The 19,524-nt window shown below is 61.1% G+C and carries 15 protein-coding genes and 1 riboswitch; of the genes, 11 read left to right on the top strand and 4 right to left on the bottom strand.

Annotated features, from left to right (window positions below; translation table 11 throughout):
• Positions 1 to 74: 74 nt before the first annotated feature.
• Positions 75 to 1,514 (bottom strand): TolC family outer membrane protein, encoded by a 1,440-nt coding sequence (locus AWM79_RS19765; RefSeq protein WP_017133359.1) that lies wholly within the window; start codon positions 1,512 to 1,514, stop codon positions 75 to 77.
• Between the two features lie 190 nt (positions 1,515 to 1,704).
• Positions 1,705 to 1,809: riboswitch (TPP riboswitch) on the top strand.
• 146 nt (positions 1,810 to 1,955) lie between these two features.
• On the opposite strand from AWM79_RS19765, the gene thiC reads away from it, so the two are divergent.
• The gene (thiC, locus tag AWM79_RS19760; protein WP_017133358.1) at positions 1,956 to 3,845 is read left to right on the top strand and encodes a phosphomethylpyrimidine synthase ThiC; all 1,890 of its coding nucleotides are present in this window, start codon (positions 1,956 to 1,958) and stop codon (positions 3,843 to 3,845) included.
• Between the two features lie 52 nt (positions 3,846 to 3,897).
• Here the strand turns inward: thiC and AWM79_RS19755 are convergent, their stop codons facing one another.
• Entirely contained in the window at positions 3,898 to 4,638 is a 741-nt protein-coding gene (locus AWM79_RS19755; RefSeq protein ID WP_060783594.1) for a DUF3298 domain-containing protein, read from the bottom strand.
• 209 nt (positions 4,639 to 4,847) lie between these two features.
• Here AWM79_RS19755 and AWM79_RS19750 point away from each other — a divergent pair, with 209 nt between their 5' ends.
• The 9 genes from AWM79_RS19750 to AWM79_RS19710 all read left to right on the top strand — a co-directional run bounded on the left by AWM79_RS19750 (position 4,848) and on the right by AWM79_RS19710 (position 14,497).
• Entirely contained in the window at positions 4,848 to 5,468 is a 621-nt protein-coding gene (locus AWM79_RS19750) for an NUDIX domain-containing protein (protein WP_017133356.1), read from the top strand.
• On the top strand, positions 5,459 to 5,914 hold the full coding sequence (locus tag AWM79_RS19745; RefSeq protein WP_017133355.1) for a DUF1249 domain-containing protein: 456 nt from the start codon (positions 5,459 to 5,461) through the stop codon (positions 5,912 to 5,914). Before AWM79_RS19750 ends, AWM79_RS19745 begins: the two co-directional genes overlap by 10 nt.
• A 392-nt stretch (positions 5,915 to 6,306) precedes the next feature.
• Complete coding sequence (gene cpdA, locus AWM79_RS19740; RefSeq protein WP_017133354.1) at positions 6,307 to 7,125, top strand: 3',5'-cyclic-AMP phosphodiesterase; 819 nt, start codon at positions 6,307 to 6,309, stop codon at positions 7,123 to 7,125.
• A gap of 161 nt (positions 7,126 to 7,286) precedes the next feature.
• Entirely contained in the window at positions 7,287 to 7,895 is a 609-nt protein-coding gene (locus AWM79_RS19735; RefSeq protein WP_060783593.1) for a YqiA/YcfP family alpha/beta fold hydrolase, read from the top strand.
• Positions 7,896 to 7,935: 40 nt separating this feature from the next.
• Positions 7,936 to 9,840 carry a DNA topoisomerase IV subunit B gene (parE, locus tag AWM79_RS19730; protein WP_017133352.1) on the top strand — a complete coding sequence of 635 codons (1,905 nt, stop codon included), beginning with the start codon at positions 7,936 to 7,938 and terminating at the stop codon, positions 9,838 to 9,840.
• Positions 9,840 to 10,829, top strand: coding sequence for an esterase-like activity of phytase family protein (locus AWM79_RS19725; protein ID WP_060783592.1), 990 nt, complete (start codon positions 9,840 to 9,842; stop codon positions 10,827 to 10,829). Before parE ends, AWM79_RS19725 begins: the two co-directional genes overlap by 1 nt.
• On the top strand, positions 10,826 to 11,344 hold the full coding sequence (locus tag AWM79_RS19720) for a retropepsin-like aspartic protease family protein (RefSeq protein WP_060783591.1): 519 nt from the start codon (positions 10,826 to 10,828) through the stop codon (positions 11,342 to 11,344). Before AWM79_RS19725 ends, AWM79_RS19720 begins: the two co-directional genes overlap by 4 nt.
• Before the next feature lie 10 nt (positions 11,345 to 11,354).
• Complete coding sequence (parC, locus tag AWM79_RS19715; RefSeq protein WP_017133349.1) at positions 11,355 to 13,613, top strand: DNA topoisomerase IV subunit A; 2,259 nt, start codon at positions 11,355 to 11,357, stop codon at positions 13,611 to 13,613.
• 200 nt (positions 13,614 to 13,813) lie between these two features.
• The gene (locus AWM79_RS19710; RefSeq protein ID WP_017133348.1) at positions 13,814 to 14,497 is read left to right on the top strand and encodes a PqiC family protein; all 684 of its coding nucleotides are present in this window, start codon (positions 13,814 to 13,816) and stop codon (positions 14,495 to 14,497) included.
• Between the two features lie 282 nt (positions 14,498 to 14,779).
• Here the strand turns inward: AWM79_RS19710 and AWM79_RS19705 are convergent, their stop codons facing one another.
• Positions 14,780 to 16,321: an AhpA/YtjB family protein gene (locus AWM79_RS19705; RefSeq protein WP_017133347.1), complete on the bottom strand. Its 1,542-nt coding sequence runs from the start codon at positions 16,319 to 16,321 to the stop codon at positions 14,780 to 14,782.
• A 132-nt stretch (positions 16,322 to 16,453) separates the two neighbouring features.
• Between AWM79_RS19705 and serB the strand changes: the two genes are divergently transcribed.
• Positions 16,454 to 17,668, top strand: a complete 1,215-nt coding sequence (gene serB / locus AWM79_RS19700; RefSeq protein WP_060783590.1) for a phosphoserine phosphatase SerB — start codon at positions 16,454 to 16,456, stop codon at positions 17,666 to 17,668.
• Between the two features lie 46 nt (positions 17,669 to 17,714).
• Here serB and AWM79_RS19695 read toward each other — a convergent pair whose 3' ends face one another.
• Positions 17,715 to 19,517, bottom strand: a complete 1,803-nt coding sequence (locus AWM79_RS19695) for a hypothetical protein (protein WP_060783589.1) — start codon at positions 19,515 to 19,517, stop codon at positions 17,715 to 17,717.
• Between the last annotated feature and the right edge of the window lie 7 nt (positions 19,518 to 19,524).

The following is a 19,524-nucleotide window of genomic DNA, read 5'->3' as shown; positions in this document are numbered from 1 at the left end:
ACGCCAGCGACCGCCCGCTCGATCACTGGCAATCGAGCGGGTGCTCCGCCAGGGGCGTGTGGTCTGGCCTTCCCTCAATCAGCGGGATTGGCCTTCAGATTGGCTGCTGCCGCTTTTGCCAGATCAGGTGGCAGGAAGTCCTTGTCGGGGTTGTAGTCGGCTTTCAGGTAGCCCGCCAGAGCGCTCAGGTCTTCCGGGCTCAGGGTCCCGGCTGCTTGCTTGAGGCGCAGGTTGTCGAGAATGTAGTCGTAGCGAGTGTTGTTGTAGTCACGCACCGAAGTGTAGAGCTGGCGCTGGGCATCGAGCACATCGACGATATTGCGTGTGCCCACCTGATAACCGATTTCGGTAGCTTCCAGCGCGCTCTGATTGGAGATGATTGACTGCTTGCGCGCCTGTACCTGTTCGACATCGGTATTGACCGCGCGATGCAGGTTGCGGGTGTTTTCCACCACCTGTCGGCGCAAGGCCTCACGCTGTTGCTCGGTCTGGCTCAGGCGCGAATAGGATTCGCGGACCTGCGAACTGGTCAGGCCGCCGCTGTAGAGCGGGATGCTCAATTGCAGGCCGACCGTGGTCTGTTTCACCGGGCCACCATAGTTGCGGCCCAATGCATTGGGGTTGCTCAGGCCGAAGCCATCGTTATCGCCGGTCTGGTACTGGGCCACGGCATCCAGGGTCGGCGCATGGCCGGCCTTGCGCTGCTTGAGGGTTTCTTCGGCGGCGCCGACCGCATAGTTGCTGGCCAGCAGGTTGAGGTTCTGCTTGGCGGCGGTATCGACCCAGGCCTTGGCGTCATTGGGTGTTGGCGCCAGCACCGGCAACGTATGAACGATGCCCTGGATCGAATTGTACTGGCGGTTGGTCAGGGTGATCAGCGCTTCGAAGGTGTCTTCGACCTGGCGCTGAGCGACGATCCGGTTGGCTCGTGACGTGTCGTAGCTGGCTTGGGATTGCAGCACATCGGTCTTGTCCGAGAGGCCGACATCGAAGCGTTCGCTGGACTGATCGAGCTGGCGCTTGAATGCCGCTTCCTCGGCCTTGGTCGAAGCCAGGTTGTCCTGGGCCCGCAACACCGCGAAGTAGCTTTCGGCGCTTTGCAGGATCAGGTTTTGCTCGATGGCGGAGAGCTGCAGAGCAGCCTGTTGGTTGACGTTCTTCGCCGCCTGGAACTGGAACCAGCGGTCGGCGCGGAAGATCGGCTGGCTCAGCGTCGCCTGGTAGACATTGGCGCTGCGGTTCAGGGTCGCCGACGGTCGGTCGATCGAGGTGTGGATGTTGCTGCTGCTGGCCCCCGCCGAGAGGTTCGGTAACAGGCCGGCACGGGCCTGGGGCACGACTTCCTTGCGTGCATCATAGTCGGCGCGGGCGGCGGCCAGATCGGCGTTGTTGTCCAGTGCTTCCTGATAGACACTGACCAGGTCAGTCTTGGTCGACAGGGGCGCTTCAACTGCCCAGACCAGTCCGCTGGTCGCACAAGACACGGCCAGAGCCAGTGAGAGTTTGTGCAGCATTGAGGCGATCCTTGGAATAAATATTGCTATAATAACTTCGGCGACCGAGGCTACTGTGCAGTGCCGATAGCGTCAAGCGCACAGGCGAGTGTAGTTGGTGCGCAGGTTCGCAACAATCCAGCCTGTCGGCCATTTGTCCAGGCCAGCGCGAGGGTGGTGGCGTTATGTCGCAGTCTTGTCTAAACTCGGTCAGTTCTTGTCGGGGTGCCTTGCAATAGGCTGAGATCGGATAATTCCGGATCCCGTTGAACCTGATCAGGTTAGCGCCTGCGTAGGGAACAAGATTGCTCGTCCCGCGACGAGTCCTCTTGTGCGCCGTCCGCCATGTTGTTCGACAATCGAACGGCGTTCGCGAGGACAGAGCACGGCACCGCTCCTGGTGCGTCCGCGCCTTTCAGGTTCGTCCCGACAATCCCCCTGGATGCTGTCTGGAGAGCCGTGATGAGTACCAAATTGAGAGATGCCGCCAACCTCAGCGATAGCGCCAAGGTCGACGAGCAATCCGTGCAGCCGTTTACCCGCTCGCAAAAAATCTACGTGCAGGGTTCGCGCCCGGATATCCGCGTGCCGATGCGCGAAATCAGCCTCGACGTGACCCCGACCGACTTCGGCGGTGAGATCAACGCCCCGGTGTTGGTCTACGATACCTCGGGTCCCTACACCGATCCGAACGTGAGCATCGATGTACGCAAGGGCTTGGCCGATGTGCGCTCGCCGTGGATCGACAGCCGTGGCGACACGGAGCGCCTGTCTGGTCTGAGCTCGAACTTCGGTCAGCAGCGGCTGGCCGACCCTGAACTGACCAAACTGCGTTTTGCCCATGTCAACAACCCGCGTCGAGCCAGGGCTGGGGTAAACGTCAGCCAGATGCACTACGCTCGCCGGGGCATCATCACCGCCGAGATGGAGTATGTGGCCATCCGCGAAAACCTCAAGCTGCAGGAAGCCCGTGCCGCCGGCCTGCTGGAGCAGCAGCATCCGGGCCACAGCTTCGGCGCGAGCATCCCGAAAGAGATCACCGCCGAATTCGTCCGCGAGGAAATCGCCCGCGGTCGCGCGATCATTCCAGCCAACATCAACCATGTGGAGCTGGAGCCAATGATCATTGGCCGCAACTTCCTGGTGAAGATCAACGGCAATATCGGCAACAGCGCCCTGGGCTCTTCCATTGAGGAAGAAGTGGCCAAGTTGACCTGGGGGATTCGTTGGGGGTCGGACACGGTCATGGATCTGTCCACCGGCAAGCACATCCATGAAACCCGCGAATGGATCATCCGCAATTCGCCCGTGCCGATCGGTACCGTGCCGATCTACCAGGCGTTGGAGAAGGTCAACGGCGTGGCCGAGGACCTGACCTGGGAGCTGTTTCGCGACACGCTGATCGAACAGGCCGAGCAGGGCGTCGACTACTTCACCATCCACGCCGGCGTACTGCTGCGCTACGTGCCGATGACCGCCAAGCGCGTCACCGGGATTGTCTCCCGTGGCGGTTCGATCATGGCTAAATGGTGCCTGGCGCACCACAAGGAAAACTTCCTCTACACCCATTTCGACGAAATCTGCGAAATCATGAAGGCCTATGACGTCAGCTTCTCGCTGGGCGATGGTCTGCGTCCGGGTTCGATTGCCGATGCCAACGACGAAGCGCAGTTTGGCGAACTGGAGACCCTGGGCGAGTTGACCAAGATCGCCTGGAAGCACGACGTGCAATGCATGATCGAAGGTCCGGGTCATGTGCCGATGCAACTGATCAAGGAGAACATGGACAAGCAGTTGGCGTGCTGCGACGAGGCGCCGTTCTACACCCTTGGTCCGCTGACTACCGACATCGCCCCAGGCTACGACCACATCACCTCCGGTATCGGCGCGGCGATGATCGGCTGGTTCGGTTGCGCCATGCTTTGCTACGTCACGCCCAAGGAGCACTTGGGCTTGCCGAACAAGGATGATGTGAAGACCGGGATCATCACCTACAAAATCGCCGCGCATGCCGCCGACCTTGCCAAGGGCCATCCGGGCGCGCAGATTCGTGACAATGCCCTGAGTAAGGCGCGTTTCGAATTTCGTTGGGAAGACCAGTTCAATCTGGGCCTGGACCCGGATACCGCACGTGCCTACCACGACGAGACCCTACCGAAGGATTCGGCCAAGGTGGCGCATTTCTGTTCCATGTGCGGGCCGAAGTTCTGCTCGATGAAGATCACCCAGGAGGTCCGTGAGTACGCGGCCAACCAGCGCATCGAAGCGGTCGATGTGGACGCTGCCCAGGGCATGGCGGAACAAGCTGAGCGCTTTAAGCGCGAAGGCAGCCAGCTTTACCAGAAGGTCTGATCGATTCGGCTCCAGGGAGCGGAGCCGAACCTGAGTGCTGAACGGGCTGGTCTTATCGACGGGCGGGAAACCGCTCGGGCTTGAGGATGCCGTTGAGGCGCGAGTAGTCGATCTTCAGCTCGATCAGGCCCGTTGCGTAAGGCGCGATGGTCAGCACGTTGTACTTGAGGATCGCACCTTCGCTGGTCAGGGTGACGTTCGGGGTTTTCTGGAAGGGCCAGGACTGCACGAAGTCCTGATCCGCGCGGTTGTCGATCTGCCAGTTGTTGTGGGCGACCTTGGCCAGTTTCCAGAAAGCCTCTTCCTGGCCGGGTAGCAGCATGTCCTGTAGGCTCAGGGCTTTGTGCTCCTGGCGCGACCAGGTAATGAAGCCGCGTCCCGGCATGCCGTGGGCACCACCTTCATCCAGGTAGCTGGACAATTCGATGATCACCAAGCCGTCATGCTGCTCGCGTACCTTGGCTTGCAAGTAGCTGCTGTGACGGCTGGCGGCGGTGGCGAGGAACTGGTCCCGATAAACCTTGAGTGAAGGTGGTAACGGTGTGCCGGGCGCGGTGTGGGCCATCTGTAGCAGGCTGTGCTCGATCAATTGGTCCAGTTGCGGTTCCCCCGCAAAGTGCACCGTATCGATATTCACCAGCGGGCAATCCGGATCGCTGCAGCCTGGCTTGATCTGTTCCCAAGCCTCGGCCTTGAATGCCAGCGGTTTCTGCAGGGCCGGTTGGAACAAGCTTTGGCAGGCACCCAGAGTCAGGGCGATGCAGGTCAGTGAAGCGACTTTTAAAAACGACATGTACGTCCTTGGTCAGCGAAAGAAAGGCCAAAGTGATCGAGCTTCGACTCCCGGCGGCGTACTCGGTTCGCCACTAAGCTAATTAGAGTAGGTTTCAGGGCCAGCCGTCTATCCCGGCGATGGGAAAGGGGCTGCATTGGCGGGTAGCGGCGCGTTAGGATGGCGCGAAGTCGAGGGGGAACCTCGCCGCCACAGCAAAGAGGATCAGCATGACCGATACTATCAAGACCAGCCCGACGACCGTCGAAATCATCCGGCGGGAGAACTGCTTCAAAGGGTTCTATCAGCTTGATCGCCTGCACTTGCGTCACGAACTCTTCGCGGGCGGCATGGGTAAGGAGATGACTCGCGAAGTGTTCGTGCGCCACGATGCGGTCTGCGTCCTACCTTATGATGCGCGGCGCGATGAAGTGGTTCTGCTGGAGCAGTTTCGGGTGGGCGCCTTGATGGGCAAGGCCGCCAATCCGTGGCTGGTCGAACTGGTCGCCGGTCTGATCGACAAGGATGAATCACCGGAAGAGGTTGCTCACCGCGAGGCGCAGGAGGAAGCTGACCTGAGTCTGCAGGCGTTGTGGCCGATCACCCGCTATTTTCCGTCGCCGGGTGGCAGCAACGAGTTCGTCCACCTGTACCTGGGGCGCTGCGAGACCGAGGGGGCAGGCGGCCTGTATGGCCTGGCGCAAGAGAGTGAGGATATCCGGGCAACGGTCTGGGCTTTCGAAGACGCCCTGCAAGCTGTGCGTGACGGGCGAATTGCCAATGCGGCGTCGATCATTGCCTTGCAATGGTTGGCATTGAATCGCGCCGAAGTGAGGGGGTTATGGTCGTAGGTCTGCTGCGTGAGCGTTATCGGGTTGATCTGATCGGGCTGCAGGCGGCCTGCGAGGCAAACTATGCCCGCTTGATGCGCCTGCTGCCCGAGATGCGCGACCCGCAGCGCCGCGCCCGGCGGATCGCCGTGACCCAGGGCGAGCAGATGCTCGGCGTACTGGCGTTGGAGGTCTTGCAGGACAACCCTTACACCACCACTTTACTGGTTCGCCAGGAGCACAGCTTGCCCTGGTTGCCGGTGCCGCAGTTGCAGGTGCAGGTCTATCACGATGCGCGTATGGCTGAGGTCATCAGCGCCGAACATGCCCGACGCTTTCGTAGCATTTATCCGTACCCGAACGCGGCCATGCACCAGCCGGACGAGAAGGCCCAGCTCAACGTGTTCCTGGGCGAGTGGTTGAGCCATTGCCTGGCCTGTGGCCATGAATTTGAGGTAGTGCGCTAGTGGCCTGTACGGTGAGTTCGTTAGCTCAAGCTCGGATGCCATAAGTCCCTGGCCAAGGCGCTGTGACGAGTCATAGCCGGGCTATGGCGAGGAACAGCAACGCAGGCCAGGGATTTAGGGCGCCGAAATGGACTCATAGAACTCACCATACAGGCCACTAGGGTCTGTACGAGCTGTTTTCGAGCGAAGGCCAGGCATCGCGAGCCTGATTTCAACGCCACATGGGCGAGCGCAGATGCATTTCGTACAAAGCCTAGATATATCGGACTAAATGTGAACTGTGCCCTGTTTCGCCATTTCCTCTTTGCAAGTTCCTCGATCATAATTGCGCCCTATGCGTTTTGAACGAGCGGGTTCAAAACGGTCCCGCTGGTATTTCCCTGGAGAGCGCCTTGTCGAGCGTATCCACTCAGTCGGTCCCTGCTGATTCGGTGCTGTTGGTGCAGTTGTCCGACAGCCATCTGTTTGCCGAGGCGGACGGTACGCTGCTGGGCATGAACACCCGTGACAGCCTGCGACGGGTGATCGATTGTGTGCTGACCGAGCAGTGGCGGGTCGACCTGGTGTTGGCCAGCGGCGACCTGTCCCAGGACGGCACGCTGGCGTCCTATCAATGCTTTCGCCAGATGATCGGGAGCATCCCGGCCCCGGCTCGCTGGTTCCCGGGCAACCATGACCAATTGCATGAAATGGCTCAGGCGGCCCGTCACAGTGACTTGCTCGAGGCGGTGGTGGATATCGGCAACTGGCGCGTGACCCTGCTGGACTCCGCCGTGCCGGGCTCGGTGCCGGGGTATCTGCAGGACGAACAGTTGCGGTTGCTGGCGCGGTCGTTGAGCGAGGCGCCGCAACGTCATCATCTGGTCTGCTTGCATCACCATCCGGTGTCCATCCAGTGTGCCTGGATGGAACCGATCGGCTTGCGCAACCCAGAGGCCCTGTTCGCCGTGCTCGATCGCTTTCCCCAGGTGCGGGCGCTGCTCTGGGGCCATATCCACCAGGAATTCGACCAGCGGCGCAATGATGTGCGCCTGCTGGCTTCGCCCTCGACCTGTGTGCAGTTCGCGCCGGGTAGCGAAGATTTCAAAGTCGACGACAAGGCGCCGGGCTATCGCTGGCTGCGCTTGCATTCGGACGGACGGCTGGATACTGGTGTTTCGCGGGTCCAGGGCTTCGATTTCAGTGTTGATTACGGCGGCGGCGGTTACTGAAATTTGCCGCCTGACACGGAAAAGCCGCACGACCCACCCCACACGCCACCAGGCAGTCGATCTACCCGTGAAGCCGCCAGCGCCGCCATGCAGCGGTGGGCTGCTCGCGCCTCCAGTTCCCTGTAGAGTACGCTCTTTGGCTGCAGCACGGAGAGCTCTGCATGTCGGCGTCGATCTTGTATATCCACGGTTTCAACAGCTCGCCCGAGTCGAACAAGGCCACTCAATTGACCTCGGTGATGAGCCGCCTGGGCCTGGGCGAGCTGTTACGGGTCCCGGCCCTGCACCATCATCCACGCCAGGCCATGTGCCAGTTAGAGGCCGCCATTACCGAACTCGGTCGCCCGCTGCTGGTCGGCAGCTCGCTCGGCGGCTACTATGCGACTCACTTGGCTGAACGCCATGGTCTGAAGGCCCTGTTAGTCAATCCGGCAGTCAGCCCGCACAGGATGTTCGACGGTCGTCTCGGCCCACAGCAGAACCTCTATAGCGGCGAGTGCTGGGAACTGACCCTCGACCATGTGACGGCCCTGGCCGAACTGGAAGTACCGGCGCCCCAAGACCCGCACCGATTTCAGGTATGGTTGCAAACGGCCGATGAAACCCTGGATTATCGCGCGGCCCAACAGTATTACCGTGCGTGTGCCTTGCGTATCCAGGCCGGCGGCGACCATGGTTTCCAGGGCTTTGCCCGACAATTGCCGGCGTTGCTCGGCTTTGCCGGCATCGCTGCCGATAAGTACCAAGCGATTGATTTCTCTGCACTTTAGAGAATGACTCCTATTCATAGACGACTGACGACGAGACCCCATGGCTACTCCCAGCGCTAGCTCTTATAACGCAGACGCCATCGAAGTCCTCTCGGGCCTCGACCCGGTGCGCAAACGCCCGGGCATGTACACCGACACCAGTCGGCCAAACCACCTTGCCCAGGAAGTCATCGACAACAGCGTCGACGAAGCCTTGGCCGGGCATGCGAAATCGGTGCAGGTCATCCTGCATGCCGACCATTCCTTGGAAGTGTCCGACGACGGGCGCGGCATGCCGGTGGACATCCACCCGGAAGAGGGCGTGTCGGGTGTCGAACTGATCCTCACCAAATTGCACGCTGGCGGCAAGTTCTCCAACAAGAACTACCAGTTCTCCGGCGGCCTGCACGGCGTGGGGATTTCCGTGGTCAACGCCTTGTCGACCCAGGTGCGGGTTCGGGTCAAGCGCGACGGCAACGAATACCAGATGACCTTCGCCGACGGCTATAAGGCTACCGAGTTGGAGGTGGTCGGGAGCGTTGGCAAGCGCAACACCGGCACCAGCGTGTACTTTGCGCCGGATCCGAAGTATTTCGATTCAGCGAAATTCTCCGTCAGCCGCCTCAAGCATGTGCTCAAGGCCAAGGCGGTGTTGTGTCCGGGGTTGCTGGTCAGTTTCGAAGACAAGGCCAGTGGCGAGAAGGTCGAGTGGCATTACGAAGACGGCCTGCGTTCCTACCTGGTGGACGCGGTCAGCGAATTCGAACGCCTGCCGGACGAGCCGTTCTGTGGCAGCCTGGCTGGTAACAAGGAGGCAGTGGACTGGGCGTTGCTGTGGCTGCCTGAGGGTGGCGACAGCGTCCAGGAAAGCTACGTCAACCTGATCCCCACGGCCCAGGGCGGTACCCATGTCAACGGTTTGCGCCAAGGCTTGCTCGATGCCATGCGTGAGTTCTGCGAATTTCGCAGCCTGTTGCCGCGTGGTGTGAAGCTGGCGCCGGAAGATGTCTGGGAGCGGATCGCCTTTGTCCTGTCGATGAAGATGCAGGAACCACAGTTCTCCGGACAGACCAAGGAGCGCCTGTCATCCCGCGAAGCCGCGGCATTTGTCTCGGGGGTGGTCAAGGACGCCTTCAGCCTGTGGCTCAACGCCCACCCCGAACTGGGCATGCAACTGGCCGAGCTGGCGATCAACAACGCCGGTCGACGCCTGAAGGCCAGCAAGAAGGTCGAACGCAAGCGTATTACCCAGGGGCCGGCACTGCCGGGCAAGCTGGCCGACTGCGCCGGTCAGGACCCGGCGCGCTCCGAGCTGTTCCTGGTGGAGGGCGATTCCGCCGGTGGTTCGGCCAAGCAGGCGCGGGACAAGGAGTTCCAGGCGATTCTGCCGTTGCGCGGCAAGATCCTCAACACCTGGGAAGTCGACGGCAGCGAAGTGCTGGCCAGCCAGGAAGTACACAATATTGCCGTGGCCATTGGCGTCGATCCGGGCGCGGCGGACATGAGCCAGTTACGCTACGGCAAGATCTGCATTCTCGCCGACGCCGATTCCGACGGCTTGCACATCGCCACCCTGCTCTGTGCATTATTCGTCCAGCATTTCCGTCCGCTGGTAGATGCCGGTCACGTTTACGTGGCCATGCCGCCGCTGTACCGGATCGACCTGGGCAAGGAAATCTTCTATGCCCTGGATGAGGCTGAGCGTGACGGTATTCTTGACCGCCTGGTGGCCGAGAAGAAACGCGGCAAGCCGCAAGTCACCCGCTTCAAGGGCTTGGGCGAAATGAACCCGCCGCAACTGCGCGAAACCACCATGGATCCGAACACCCGACGCCTGGTGCAGTTGACCCTGGACGATTTCGAGGCCACTTCGGAAATGATGGACATGCTGCTGGCAAAAAAACGCGCCGGCGACCGCAAGAGCTGGCTGGAATCCAAGGGCGACCTGGCACAGGTGCTCGCCTGATGCGCGGAGCACTGGCGGCGCTGTGGCTGCTCGTCGCATGGCCGGCGTTCGCCGATTCGAGCACGCAGCTCAAGTTTACCGAGCTCAAGTTGTTGTCCGAGCATCCGGTCGAAGGCATGCGTGGCGGCAATCTGTCCGGGCTGGCGCGGTGCGGTAAGACTTTGTGGACGGTCTCGGACCGCGATGACGACCTGCTCTATCGGCTGGACATCTCGGACCGGGTCTGGCGGGCCGAGGGCGTGCACTTGGAGGTGCCGTCGATACCGGACAGCGGTTTGCCCAAGGATTTGCAGGTGCCGGCTTCGTTAAATCGCGGTGGCGATCTGGATTTCGAAGGGGTGAGCTGCGATGACGCGGGTAACCGTTATATCGTCAGCGAGTCCCATGCGACGGTATTGAAAGTACCCGTCAGCGGCGAGCCGCAGTGGCTCAAGATTGCTCCGAACCTGGTACGTCAGGCGCGAGATAATGAGATGTTGCTGCATTTCAATGCAATCTTCGAGGGCCTGGCCGTCAACCCGAAAGGCGATCGGATCTGGTTGGCCGCCGAACGCGAGCGCCGTGGCCTGTTGCAGATCAAGCGCCGGCAAACGAGGTGGGACTGCGATGGCGCCTGCGTGCTGTTCAGTGAAGGCGGTAGCGAGATGCAACCGCCGCAGTTCCCCAATGCCAAGGCGGGCAGCCGGGACTTTGCCGATTTGTCGCTGTTCAATGGCAAGCTGTTCACCCTGGAGCGCAATGCCTACAGGATCTGTCGTCGTAACGTGCGCGACGGGCAGGTCGAGCACTGCTGGTCGTTTGCCGCCGAAGCGCTCGCGGCCCCGCGCCTGTACCCACAGAACTACGGGCTGGCCGAGGCCCTGGTGGTGGATGCCGAAGGAGCCTGGCTTGGCCTGGATAACAACAACGGTGCCCGCGCCGATGGCGAGACCCGACCGATCGTCTGGCGCTTTGCCGCGCCGCAAGGCGGTTGGAGCGCCAGGCCATGAGTCAGCCGCCTGGCCGGCGTGCTGGACGTGTATTGATGATGTTGGCCTGGTGCGCCGGGTTGTTTCTCGCCACGCGCTTTTTCGGACAGTGGCAGCAGCACCAGGAAAACCCCAACAAAGTCATCGTCTCGCAACAGGGCGATGGTTACATAGACGTCCAACTGACGGGTAACGGCCAGGGGCATTTTGTCGCCGACGGCCTGATCAATGGCGTGCCGGTGGTGTTCATGCTCGACACCGGGGCCACCGACGTGGCTATTCCCACTGAGGTGGCGGATCGCCTGAGGTTGGAAAGAGGCCTGCCGGTCACCTTGAGCACCGCGAACGGGCGGGCCGAGGGCTACCGGACCCGGCTCGACCGCGTGCAAGTGGGTGATATCGTCCTGCGCGATGTCAGGGCGCTGGTGGTGCCCGGCTTAGGTGGCGAGCAGGTATTGTTGGGCATGAGTGCCTTGAAAAAACTTGAATTCACCCAGCGTGGCGGCACCTTGCTGCTGCGCCAGACAACGAACTGATGAGGCCCGCATGAGCGATTCCCTTGATCTCAGCCTGGATGGCGTGGAACGCCGGTCATTGGCTGACTTCACCGAACAGGCCTACCTCAACTACTCCATGTACGTGATCATGGACCGTGCGCTGCCGCATATCGGCGATGGCCTGAAACCGGTACAGCGGCGGATCGTCTACGCCATGAGTGAGCTGGGGCTGGATGCCGACGCCAAGCACAAGAAGTCCGCGCGGACCGTGGGTGACGTGCTCGGTAAATTCCACCCTCACGGCGATTCGGCCTGCTACGAAGCCATGGTGCTGATGGCGCAGCCATTCAGCTACCGCTACACGTTGGTGGATGGCCAGGGTAACTGGGGGGCACCGGATGATCCCAAGTCCTTCGCCGCCATGCGTTACACCGAGTCGCGGCTGTCGCGCTATTCCGAAGTGCTGCTCAGTGAGCTGGGCCAGGGCACCGTGGACTGGGTGCCGAACTTCGACGGCACCCTTGATGAGCCTGCCGTATTGCCGGCTCGTTTGCCGAACATCCTCCTCAATGGCACCACCGGCATCGCCGTGGGCATGGCCACCGATGTGCCGCCACACAACCTGCGGGAAGTGGCTAACGCTTGTGTGCACCTGTTGGACCAGCCTGATGCGGGTGTCGAAGAGTTGTGCAAATTCATTCCCGGCCCGGATTATCCGACCGAAGCCGAGATCATCACCCCGCAAGCCGACCTGCTGAAGATCTACGAAACCGGACGTGGCTCGGTGCGTATGCGGGCGGTCTATCGCATCGAGGATGGCGATATCGTCGTGCATGCGCTGCCGCATCAGGTCTCCGGAGCCAAGGTGCTGGAGCAGATTGCCGCGCAGATGCAGGCCAAGAAGTTGCCGATGGTCGCCGATCTGCGAGATGAATCCGACCATGAGCATCCCTGCCGGATCGTGATCATCCCGCGTTCCAATCGGATCGATCTCGATGAGCTGATGCAGCATCTGTTCGCCACCACCGACCTTGAGTCCAGCTATCGGGTCAACATTAATATCATCGGCCTGGATGGCAAACCGCAGTTGAAGAACCTGCGCACCTTGCTGGTGGAGTGGCTGGCGTTTCGGGTCAACACCGTCCGTCGCCGCCTGAAGTTTCGTCTGGACAAGGTCGAGAAGCGCCTGCACCTGTTGGACGGCTTGCTGATTGCCTACCTCAACCTGGATGAAGTGATCCATATCATCCGTACCGAGGAACACCCGCGAGCCAGGCTGATCGAGCGTTTCGCCCTCAGCGAGATCCAGGCCGATTACATCCTCGACACCCGCTTGCGCCAGTTGGCGCGGTTGGAAGAGATGAAGTTGCGCGCCGAGCAGGATGAACTGCTCAAGGAGCAGGCCAAGCTGCAAGCGCTGCTGGCCAGCGAAACCAAGTTGAAGAAACTGGTGCGCAGCGAACTGCTCGCTGACGCGCAAACCTATGGCGACGACCGTCGTTCGCCGATCGTTTCCCGTAGCGAAGCCAAGGCACTGTCGGAAAACGAATTGATGCCCGCCGAGCCGGTCACGGTCGTTTTGTCGGAAAAAGGTTGGGTTCGCTGTGCAAAAGGCCATGATATCGATGCCACGGGCCTGTCCTATAAGGCCGGCGATGGCTTCAAAACCTCGGCGGCGGGGCGCTCCAACCAGTTTGCGGTGTTTATCGACTCCACCGGTCGCAGTTATTCGTTGGCGAGCCACACGTTGCCTTCGGCGCGTGGTCAGGGTGAACCGCTGACGGGGCGCCTGACACCGCCGCCAGGCGCCGGCTTCGAATGTGTGCTGTTGCCAGAAGATGAGGCGTTGTACGTCATCGCTTCCGATGCCGGGTATGGTTTCGTGGTCAAGGGTGAAGATCTGCAGGCGAAGAACAAGGCGGGCAAGGCGCTGTTGAGCCTGCCCACTGGTTCCAAGGTGATGCTGCCCAAGCCGGTGACCGATCGCGAGCAGAACTGGCTGGCGGCGGTGACCACTGAAGGCCGCCTGCTGATCTTCAAAATCAGCGACCTGCCACAACTGGGCAAGGGCAAAGGCAACAAGATCATCGGTGTCCCCGGTGAGCGGGTTGCCAGTCGTGAAGAGTACGTCACCGACCTGGCGGTGATCCCGGACGGTGCGACGCTAATATTGCAGGCCGGCAAACGCACCTTGTCGCTCAAGGCCGATGACCTGGAGCACTACAAGGGTGAGCGTGGGCGACGTGGCAATAAACTGCCACGAGGCTTCCAGCGGGTCGATGCATTATTGGTAGAAGCTGGCAATTAAGCCTGTTTCGAGCGTTTGTCCTGGCTTTTTTACCGCAGGGCCGACGTTGCACACTGGAGTCACGGCGCATATTCACGGATGATATGCGCCTCTTGGGTACCCGCGTGGCGGAGTGTTCAAACGAATTTTCTGAATCAGACTGTGGCATGCCTTGTGGCGGCCACCTGGATGGGATGATGACTGTTCTGCGCCTTCCTCTTATGTTGCTGCTCACCAATGTACTCGGTTTGGCCGGTTGCAGTGTTCAGCAACCCGTTTCTTTGTATCAATTGGACGGTGGCACGCCGGGCCAACCTCAACAAAGCGCGGGTATGTTCGTGGTTCTGGGGCCTGTGTCTCTGGCAGATTACCTGCAACGCGAAACGCTCCTGCAACGTCAGCCAGATGGCAGCCTGACAGCGGCGACCGATGGTCGCTGGGCGGGCAGCCTGTCTTCGGACATCAATCAGTTGCTGGTTCGGCAACTGGCCTGGCGCCTGGATAGCCAGCGGGTGGTGCTGTCACCGGCGACGCCGGGCGCGACGCCGGATGTGCAGGTGCTGCTATCGATTACCCGCCTGGACTCCGGTGCCCAGCAGCCGGCGATCCTGGACGCGCAATGGCGCCTGCTCGACCGTCGTGGCCAGGTGCGCGATAACCGCATCGTCCACCTTGAGCAGCAACATGCCGGCACGTCGGCGGCGCAGGTCCAGGCCCAGGGTGAGCTATTGCAGCGCCTGGCCGAGCAGATGAGCGTGGCGCTCAAGCCATTGGCCAACCAGCCACCGCTGGTAGAGGTGCGCAAACCTGCTGCGGCGGCTCCGGCTAAACAGACCGAACCGGACAAGCCGAAGATCCCGATGGTTTCGCCGATCCGCACGGATATGGAAGTGTTTCGTTTCTGAAGTGATTGCCAGACAACAAAAAGCCCGCATCAGAGTGCAATGTTGTTTATTTAAGCGTGATCACTGAACTTAGCGAAATAGGTGGCGTTCGGACAAGTCTGCTCGCCACCAGACCACGCGGCGCCAAACATTGCTGATGGATAATCTTATGCCTCGTGCCAGTGCTGGCCGAGTTTTTCACCCTGGGCTGGTTAATGGCCTAGCAGAGTTGCTGGGTTTACTCATCCTTGATCACAGAACAAGGTGAATAAACGCCAGATTGTTCACGATTGGTCGCGGCACTCAGGCTCGCGTTTCATGCATCCGCGCCAGTTGGCGTTCGAGCATCGACGGATAAGGCTCCATCAAGCGTTCCACGCAGCACGCACCTTCAGGGCTGGCAATCGGACGGATACGTGCGCGCTGGCGGATCAGCGGGTCGTCGCTGATCTGGCGCTCCACCAGCAGCAGGTTGCGGCTGTGCTGTGACAGCGCCAGGGCATCCTGCGCGGTTTCGGTCAGCAGCAAGTCGATCTGGCTCATGCCGAACAGCTCGTCACCCAAGGTCAGGCCCAACTGCAGTTGCAGGGTGATGCCACTGTCGGCGACTTCGATCTGTAACTGGTGACCCAGCGCCCTGAGCAATTCACCACAGCAGATGGCATTGGTCAGGTAGTCGTCGCCGCTGTCCTCGCTATGGAACAGCATCAGCGTACTGCCGTCATTCAAGGTATGCAGTTCGCTCTGGTACAGCGAGGCAGCCTGGTCCAGGCAGTCGCGATAACGTTCCAGCAATTCGGTCAGGCGCGTGCGTGGCAGGCGACGTAGCTGATCCTGGGCGCCCAGTTGTACCGCGAGCACGGCGCTGTGCCGGGGTTGCGCGGGGGCTGATGGCTGGGGCCTTGGCGCAGCGGCCATGGCACCGGGCGGACTTTCCCGCAGGTCGGCGAACGGATCTTCTTCGTCCAGGTCCAGATCGTCTTCGGTAGCGCTGACGATAGGCCGCGATGCTGGCTTGGGCAGCGGCACCGTGGCGCTTTCGTCGAAGCTCGGGTCACGCAGGTTGCGGACCTGAAAGGCCGGCTCATCGGGCTCTTGATCGTAGTCGCCCTCGTCGTAGTCGATGGGCGCTTCGGGCTCGGGTTCCGGCTTGACCGGGGCAAAGCGCGAATGCAGTTGGCGGGCGAGGTCGCCGATTTCGTCCTGGCGCTGAGTGGCCGGGGTGTGTTCGTCCATGTCCCGCAACCAGACCCGCAGTTGCAGCAACGGCGTGGAGATATGCCGTCCCAGGCGCAGGCTCAAGGCCAGGGCCAATGCCAGCAGGATCGCACTGAGAATCCCCATGCTTTGTAGACTGATGGTCATTGGCTGCTGGAACTGGGCCATGTCCAGACTGATCCGCAGGTTACCGGCGGTCATCTCCTGGAAGGTGATCTTGGTCTGGTAGACCCCTTCGGTCTCCCCCAACAGGCCGCTTTTGGGCCGTTGGCCGGCCTCGGCGAGGATCCGGTTATCGACGCTGTAGATCGCCGCGTGGGCCACCAGCGGGTTTTTCGTCAGGTTGTTGAGCAGCACGTTGAGGCTGAGAATGTCGTTGGACACCAGCAGCTCGGTCGCCGATGTGGCGGTCTGAGTGGTCAGGCTCTGCCCAAGGGCATCGGCCTGCTGGTGCATGGCTTCCTTGAACTGCAATCCCATCACGCACGCGTAGATGACCAGCGCCAGCGCGACAAGAATCACGTTGTGGCTGGCGATACGCAATGCAAGCGGTACACGGCGATGACGCAATGCCCGGAAGATCAGCAGGAAGAAGTTATCGGTTTTGACTGGCGTGGGCCGGTTCACTGAGCGCGGCTCTTTTGTCCGTGAAGTTGACGCGCAGTATAGCGAGAGGCCCTAGGCCGGCAAAGCGCTGACGGTGCCGATGGTCACTGAAAGTGCGTAGAATGCGACTTTTTTAAGCAACGGGGGTGCGCTTTGCGCGAAATCGTCCTGATTAACATCACCGGCAGGGATCGTCCGGGTCTCACGGCGGCCATTACCGGCGTGCTGGCACACGGTGGTGTGAACATTCTCGACATCGGTCAGGCGGTTATCCACGACACGTTGTCGTTTGGCATCCTGGTTGAAATCCCGAGCACCGAGCCGGCCTCGTCGGTGCTCGCGGATATTCTGTTCACCGCCCACGCGCTCGACCAGCAGGTGCGCTTCACCTCGGTGTCGCCAGTCGATTACCAACATTGGGTCGACGGCCAGGGCCAGCGGCGCCATATCGTTACCCTGCTGACCCGCAAGGTCACGGCCGAGCAGTTGCAAAGAGTGAGTTCGATCACCGCGCGCTACGGACTGAACATCGAGCACATCGACCGCCTGTCCGGGCGCCTGCCGCTGGACGCTCCGGTTGACCGGGGCAAGGGTTGCATCGAGTTCTCGGTACGCGGCGAGCCGCTCGATGCGCAGGCGCTGCGCGCCGAATTCCTCGGCGTGGCTCAGGAGCTGAATGTCGACATCGCCTTTCAGGAAGACTCGCTGTTTCGGCGCAATCGGCGCTTGGCGGTGTTCGACATGGACTCGACGCTGATCGAGGCCGAAGTCATCGACGAGTTGGCCAAGGCGGCGGGCGTGGGTGAGCAGGTGTCGGCGATCACCGAGCGGGCGATGGCTGGTGAACTGGATTTTCGCGCCAGCTTCAAGGAGCGTCTGGCGCTGCTCAAGGGGCTGGATGTGAGCGTGCTGGATTCGATTGGTGCTTCGCTACGCTTGACCGAAGGGGCCGAGACCTTGTTCGCCGAGTTGAAGCGCCTGGGTTACAAGACCGCGATCCTCTCAGGCGGCTTTACCTATTTTGCCCGACAGTTGCAGGCAAAACTGGGTATCGACTACGTGTTTGCCAATGAGCTGGAAGTGGTGGATGGCAAGTGTACCGGGGTTGCTATCGAGCCGATCGTCGATGCCCAGCGTAAGGCGGACCTGCTGCGCGAACTGGCCCACAAGGAGGGCCTATGCCTGGAGCAGACCATTGCGGTCGGTGATGGCGCCAACGACTTGCCGATGCTGGCGATTGCCGGGTTGGGCGTGGCATTCCGGGCCAAGCCGCTGGTCAGGCAGTCGGCCCAGCAGGCGATCTCCACCCTGGGACTGGATGGAGTGCTGTACCTGCTGGGGTTGCGCGATCGCGAAGGGCAGAACTAGTTAAGGCTGCGATCATTCCCGTGCGAGGCGTGGGGATGATCGGAGCTTAAAGCGTTTTCCACAGCGAACCGAAATCTTCTTCGGGTCCCGTTGTGCCGCCCGTCGCCCATTCGTTGCCGATCGCTACCGGCTGATCGAGCAGTCGATATTCGAACTGATTGAAACCGCCGGTGCTGATCAAGCGTTTGTTCAGCCTACCGCGGTGTTCGTCGCCATTGGTATTGATCGTCACCTTGTGGCCTTCCTGGAACGGCAGGCGCGGTGTCAGCAGCGTTGCGGGAACTCCGATGGCGTTGATTTCCGGCAACAACAGGGCACGCAGGTAGTGGCTGTTCTCTTCGTTACCGCGCACCAGTTGCAGGCCACAGGGTTGGGCATGCGGCGCTATCAGTTCGATCCCCATCTGCGTGCCGCCGCGCACCTGGCGAATCCAGCGTACCACCGCGACGCTCCAGCCTCGAGCCGTCGAATCCTGGAGGCCGACCAGTTCTCCCGCCTGTAACTGGTCGGGCACTTCCTTGGGCCACACCAGGCAATAGCCACTGGGACTGTGGTTGATGATCTGTAAGCTGAAAATCGGAAAGTCTTCGGCACTGTTGGCCGCCGCTTGGTTGATCTGGGCCTGCGTGGGGTGATACTGGATTTCCTCGTAGGGCAGCAGGGTATCCGCACTGCCGTGGCGCTCGGCATCGAATGCAAGAGCCCAATTGTCCTTTTCGCTGCTGTCGGCCCGTTGCGCGGCGAAATGCGCCGGGCGGCTGGCGTCCGGGCGTTTGAGGATCTCGCTGAAGGAGCGTTGCCCGCCCAGGTAGTAGTGCAGGGCGCTCATGCCGATACACAAGGTCAGTTCTCCCTGGCTCGGCGTGCGCTGGAAGGTGCGCTCGGCCTCTTCGCCCCAGGCGGCGCTAAGGTGTTGCAGGGTGTCCAGGCTCAGCCCCCCAGGCACCGGCAGAGGCGACTCGGCGCGTTGGTCGGCGGGCAGTTCGAGGTAGTCCTGTATGGCCTTGACCAGTTGCAGGGTGTTGATGCCTACCAGACCCGGCCGTTGTTCGTCGAGCAACAGCGAGGTATATCGCGGTGGCTCACCGGCTTGCGGAGCAACAGCGAAGAGGCATGAAGCCAGCCCTGCGCCCTGGAGTGTGACCAGCGCGCTCCAGGGTTCGAGGACCTGCGCCAGGCGGGCGATATTACCCTGACGCATCTGGTTGCTACGCGAACAGCCCAGCAACAACGCGACAATATAAGTCTGCTCGATAGTCAGGGACGGGGTCTGGCTGGCCAGTTCGTCTCGTACCGGGTTGCCCTGCACCTGATGGGCGATGGCCAACTGGTACAACTGGTGGACGTCGAGCCACAGGCTTTGCGGTATCGGGCTATAGAGTTGACTGGCTCGGATCAGCGGACCGTTCAGACAATGCAGGGCCCGTTGTATGGCCAGGGTCAGCAGCGCCGCGCGGCTCTTGCGAAAGCGCGAGGCGACGCGCATCGCGATCTGCTTGTAACCGATGGCCAGGTGGTTTTGCAGGGCCTGGCAAAGGTTGGCGATCTTGCGTGGGCGCTCATCAAGGACGATGGACTGATTGAGGAAGTGGCGCTCCAGGTGCTTGCAGACGTAATACACCTCGGGACGCATCTGTTCGAGCAACTGCAGGCGGTTTTCGCTAGGAGTGAGCAACTGGTTGAGCTCACCTAGCCCTTGATACAGCAAGCGCGCGGTCTCGCCGAGATTAGCTTTGGGCAGCTCGGCGATCCAACGCTTCAGATCGCGTGGTGTTCCATCGCAGAATGACAAGCTCAACTGCGTGGGCGTCGGGGCGCGCAACAACAGATCGGGGCTCGGATTGCTCATGTAACGG

Origin of the sequence: Pseudomonas agarici, from assembly GCF_001543125.1 — a bacterium.
Lineage (GTDB): Bacteria > Pseudomonadota > Gammaproteobacteria > Pseudomonadales > Pseudomonadaceae > Aquipseudomonas > Aquipseudomonas agarici.
This window is presented reverse-complemented; position numbering and strand designations above follow the sequence as displayed.

Coding starts and splice junctions, on each gene's coding strand:
- AWM79_RS19725 (WP_060783592.1), top strand. CDS start 9,840: ATGCGCGGAGCACTGGCGGCGCTGTGGCTGCTCGTCGCATGGCCGGCG.
- AWM79_RS19735 (WP_060783593.1), top strand. CDS start 7,287: ATGTCGGCGTCGATCTTGTATATCCACGGTTTCAACAGCTCGCCCGAG.
- AWM79_RS19750 (WP_017133356.1), top strand. CDS start 4,848: ATGACCGATACTATCAAGACCAGCCCGACGACCGTCGAAATCATCCGG.
- AWM79_RS19720 (WP_060783591.1), top strand. CDS start 10,826: ATGAGTCAGCCGCCTGGCCGGCGTGCTGGACGTGTATTGATGATGTTG.
- AWM79_RS19755 (WP_060783594.1), bottom strand. CDS start 4,638: ATGTCGTTTTTAAAAGTCGCTTCACTGACCTGCATCGCCCTGACTCTG.
- AWM79_RS19695 (WP_060783589.1), bottom strand. CDS start 19,517: ATGAGCAATCCGAGCCCCGATCTGTTGTTGCGCGCCCCGACGCCCACG.
- parE (WP_017133352.1), top strand. CDS start 7,936: ATGGCTACTCCCAGCGCTAGCTCTTATAACGCAGACGCCATCGAAGTC.
- AWM79_RS19710 (WP_017133348.1), top strand. CDS start 13,814: ATGTTGCTGCTCACCAATGTACTCGGTTTGGCCGGTTGCAGTGTTCAG.
- parC (WP_017133349.1), top strand. CDS start 11,355: ATGAGCGATTCCCTTGATCTCAGCCTGGATGGCGTGGAACGCCGGTCA.
- thiC (WP_017133358.1), top strand. CDS start 1,956: ATGAGTACCAAATTGAGAGATGCCGCCAACCTCAGCGATAGCGCCAAG.
- AWM79_RS19745 (WP_017133355.1), top strand. CDS start 5,459: ATGGTCGTAGGTCTGCTGCGTGAGCGTTATCGGGTTGATCTGATCGGG.
- AWM79_RS19765 (WP_017133359.1), bottom strand. CDS start 1,514: ATGCTGCACAAACTCTCACTGGCTCTGGCCGTGTCTTGTGCGACCAGC.